This window comes from Falsiroseomonas sp. RANM36 (assembly GCF_056682175.1).
Map to the genome: position 1 here is coordinate 1666770 of NZ_JBWXTD010000003.1, position 3951 is coordinate 1670720.

5 protein-coding genes are annotated in these 3951 nt (G+C 77.7%); 4 read left to right on the forward strand and 1 reads right to left on the reverse strand.

Annotated elements, in window-relative coordinates; translation table 11 throughout:
• The coding region (locus AC1MIR_RS12915) for a capsular polysaccharide export protein, LipB/KpsS family (RefSeq protein WP_480028555.1) at positions 1-1040 on the forward strand (1040 nt) is incomplete at its 5' end.
• On the forward strand, positions 1037-1825 hold the full coding sequence (locus AC1MIR_RS12920) for an SDR family NAD(P)-dependent oxidoreductase (RefSeq protein ID WP_480028556.1): 789 nt from the start codon (positions 1037-1039) through the stop codon (positions 1823-1825). The genes AC1MIR_RS12915 and AC1MIR_RS12920, both read left to right, overlap by 4 nt.
• Positions 1826-1831: 6 nt before the next feature.
• Here AC1MIR_RS12920 and AC1MIR_RS12925 read toward each other — a convergent pair whose 3' ends face one another.
• Positions 1832-2383 (reverse strand): glycine zipper 2TM domain-containing protein, encoded by a 552-nt coding sequence (locus AC1MIR_RS12925; protein WP_480028557.1) that lies wholly within the window; start codon positions 2381-2383, stop codon positions 1832-1834.
• A gap of 590 nt (positions 2384-2973) precedes the next feature.
• On the opposite strand from AC1MIR_RS12925, the gene AC1MIR_RS12930 reads away from it, so the two are divergent.
• The gene (locus tag AC1MIR_RS12930) at positions 2974-3489 is read left to right on the forward strand and encodes a lytic transglycosylase domain-containing protein (RefSeq protein ID WP_480028558.1); all 516 of its coding nucleotides are present in this window, start codon (positions 2974-2976) and stop codon (positions 3487-3489) included.
• A gap of 38 nt (positions 3490-3527) precedes the next feature.
• The coding region (locus tag AC1MIR_RS12935; RefSeq protein WP_480028559.1) for a hypothetical protein at positions 3528-3951 on the forward strand (424 nt) is incomplete at its 3' end.

Genomic DNA, 3951 nt, shown 5'->3' on the forward strand with positions numbered 1-3951 from the left:
CCCACCCCACCACCCGCGGCCGCACCCCCCCCCGGCGGGCCGCGCCCGCGCCGCCGCCGCGCTCCCCCCCCGGCGCCCGCCGGGCGAGCGCCGCGGCGCGGCGGCGCGGCGGCGCGCTGCTGGCCTGGAGCGCCTCCGCCCCCGCCGGCCTGCGCGAGGCCGCCGCGGCGGAAGGTGTCGAGACGCTCTGGCTGGAGGACGGCTTCATCCGCTCGGCCGGCCTCGGCGCCGCCTTCCGCGCCGGCGCCTCCTTCGCGCTGGACGGGCGCGGGCCGCATTACGATCCGGCGCGGGAGAGCGACCTCGAGCGGCTGCTCAACACGGCCGAGATCCCGCCGCCGCTGCTGGCGCGCGCCGCGGCGCAGCGCGCGGCGGTCGGCGCCCGCGGCATCACCAAGTACAACCTCGCCGGCACCGCGCCGCGCATCGCCGCCCCGCCCGGCCGGCAGCGCGTCCTGGTGCCCGGCCAGGTGGAGGACGACGCGGCGGTGCGATTGGGCGGCGGCGGCATCGCCGGCAATCTCGCCCTGCTGCGACGGGTGCGCGCCGCGGAGCCGGACGCCTTCCTGATCTACAAGCCGCATCCGGACATCGAGGCCGGCTACCGCCGCGGCCGCATCCCCGCGGCAGACCTCGCCGGCCGCGCCGACCAGGTGCTGGCCGAGGCGCCGATGGCGGAGGTGCTGGCGCAGGTGGACGCGGTGCACACCCTCACCTCGCTGACCGGCTTCGAGGCGCTGCTGCGCGGCCTGCCCGTCACCTGCTGGGGCCTGCCCTTCTATGCCGGCTGGGGGCTGACGACGGACCGCCTGCCGCCGCCGCGCCCGCGCCGCCGCCTCGCGCTCGACGAACTCGTGGCGGTGGCGCTGATCCTCTATCCGCGCTGCCTCGACCCGCTGACCGGCCTGCCCTGCCCGCCGGAAGTCCTGATCGCGCGCATGGACCGGCCCGAGCTGTTCCCGCGCTGGCGCCTCGGCGGGCTGCGGGCCGCGGAGGGCTTCGTCCGCCGCGGCCTTGCGCGGCTGCGGGGCCTTCGATGAGCCGCTTCCGCGCCGTGGCGATCTCCGGCGCCTCGCGCGGGCTGGGCGCCGCGCTGGCCGGGCATTTCGCGGCGCCGGGCGTGCGGCTGCTGCTGCTGGCGCGCTCGGCGGCGGCGCTGGAGGAGGTGGCCGCACGCTGCGCCGCGCGCGGGGCGGCGGTGCAGGCCGTGGCGCTCGACATCGCCGACGCACCTGCCGTGGCCGCGGCGCTGGCCCGATTCGAGGCCGCGGGCCCGGTGGACCTGGTGATCGCCAATGCCGGCACCTCGGCCGGCACCCTGCCCGATGGCGGGGCCGAGCCGGTCTCCGCCGCGCGGCGCCAGGTGGCGGTGAACCTGCTGGGCGCGATGAACCTGGTCGGGCCGCTGCTGCCGGGGATGCTGGCGCGCGGCGCCGGGACGGTGGCGCTCATCGCCTCGGTCGCGGCCTTCCGCGGCCTGCCGGACAGCCCCGGCTACTGCGCCAGCAAGGCCGGGCTGCTGGCCTGGGGCGAGGCGCTGCGCGGCGCCTGCACGCCGCGCGGCGTGCGCGTCGTCGTGGTCTGCCCGGGCTATTTCGACAGCGCGATGGGCGAGCGCTATCTCGGCCGCCGCCCGCTGCGCCTGTCGCTGGCGGCAGCCGCCGCGCGCGCCGCCCGCGCCATCGAATCGGGACGCGGGCTGGCGGCCTTCCCTTGGCCGCTCGCCTGGCTGCTGCGGCTGCTGGCGCTGCTGCCGGCACCGCTCGGCGACGCGGCGCTGCGCCTGATGCGCTTCCGCATCAGGCCCGAGCAGCCGCCCGCCTGAGCGCGGCTACTTGGCCGGGCCGGGGCCCGAGACGGCCGTGGCGCCGACCGGCGCGCCGCCCGCGGCACCGGTGGCGCCGGGCGGCGGGCCGCCGGCGGCGCGCGACAGGCGCACCCGGTCGCCGCGCGTGATCACCACGCGGTCGCCCGCCTGCAGCCCTTCCTCGTTGGTCTGCACGACGGCGATGTCGCCGCCGCGATCCTCGCGGACGATGAACTCGATGGCGGTGCCGCCGGTCACCCCGCGCTCGATGGCGTTGCCCGCCAGGCCGCCGATGATCGCGCCGCCGATGCCGGCCAGCGCGTTGGACCGCCAGTCGCCACCGATGAAGCTGCCGGCTATGCCGCCCGCCGCGGCGCCGCCGATCGTGCCGACCGTGCCACTCCCCGCGACCTGCACCGGCCGCGTGCCCACGATGGTGCCGAAGGAGACGCTGGCGGCGGAGCCCAGCCCGGCTCGCGACACCGTGGTGCCCGTGTTCGCCGGCGCGCAGGCCGGCACCGTCGCCACCAGCGCGAGCGCTGCAAGCAGGGGCAGGGTTGTCTTGGGGGTGCGCATCAGGACTCCGTACCTTGTTGCACCGCATCGGCCGTGGCGGCACTTCGCTGAGGGCCGGCGGCATGGGCGGCGCATGCAATCGGTCGCGGGTGGCGGCGTAACGGCGCAGCTTGCCATTCTTCTGCCTTGTTCCGAGCCTTGCGTATACCCGGCCCCGCAGGGTAGGGGGTTATTTCTGGACTTGGCCAGCGGCGTTAAGGCTCCGCGTGAACTCGAAGCCTGCAGGCCCGGACCAGAGCGTGCTTGAACGACGGGACGGAGTCGGGGTTGGCCCGCGGGTATCACCGCCTGGGGAGGGCGGCGGTAGCCAGGGGGGGTGGGCCTCGGAACCGGCACCCGGCAACCGACGGAGTGCGAGCATGACCCGGTCCCGGCTGGCGCGGCGGATCCGTCCGATCGCTGCGTGCCTGCTGCTTGGCGTGCTTGCCGCATGCGGAACGCAACAGCATTCGCGGCCGGCGGTTTCCGACGGCGCCTGGGCTCGGCCCTCCAGCTACGATCCGCCGGGCCCGCCGCACGACCCGTGGGGTCCCTACATCCGCCAGGCCTCGCAGCGCTTCGACGTGCCCGAGCGCTGGATCCGCGAGGTCATGCGCCAGGAATCCGGCGGCCGCGTCAGCGCTACCAGCCGCGTCGGCGCGATGGGGCTGATGCAGGTGATGCCCGGCACCTATCGCGAACTGACCCGCCGCTACGGCCTCGGCGGCGACCCCTACCATCCCTGGGACAACCTGATGGCCGGCACGGCCTATATCCGGGAGATGTACGACCTCTACGGGTCGCCCGGCTTCCTCGCGGCCTACAATGCAGGCCCGCGCCGGCTCGAGGATTATCTCTGGGGCAGTCGCGGCCTGCCCACCGAGACGCGCAACTACGTCGCGCGGATCGGGCCGCGCATCCAGGGCGTCAGCCCGGGCCGCCGCGCCGCGCCGGGGGGGTACGCCCCCCCGGGGGGGCCCCGGGACAATGCCCCCCGCCCCCGCCCCGGCGGCCCCCCCCCCCAGGCGGGCACCCCGGGGCGGGGCGGCGGGGCCCGCCCCCCCGGGCCCCCCCCGGGGGCCGCCGCGCGGCGCCGGAGATCTACGCCGCCGCGGAGATCCCGCTGAACATTCCCCCCGGCCCGCGCCGCGGCGACACCGCCACCATGCTGGCGCTGCGCGACCAGCGGCAGAACGCGGAGCCGCGCATCCAGGTGGCGCAGCTGCCGCCCGGCCCGGTGGTGCGGATGGACCCGATCCCGGATGGCAGCACGACCGCGCAGCCGGTGCAGCTGGCCTCCGCCGGTCCGGTCGTCGCGATGGCGCCGATCGCCAGCCTCGGCGACTTCCAGCGCCGGATGGAGCCGATCGAGAGCCCCGGCGACCGGTCCGTCACGGTCGGCGCCGTGACGCGCATGGAGCCGGTGGTGAGCCCCGGCGATCCCGGCACCATCCAGGCCGAGCCCCTCGCCCCGCCCGCCGCCGCGCCCGTCGCGCGCGGCTTCTCGCTGATCCCGAGCGCGCATGCCGGGACCCTGCCGCGCGCCCCGGCGCCGCCCGCGCGCGCTACCCCGGCGCCGGCGCGCGCCG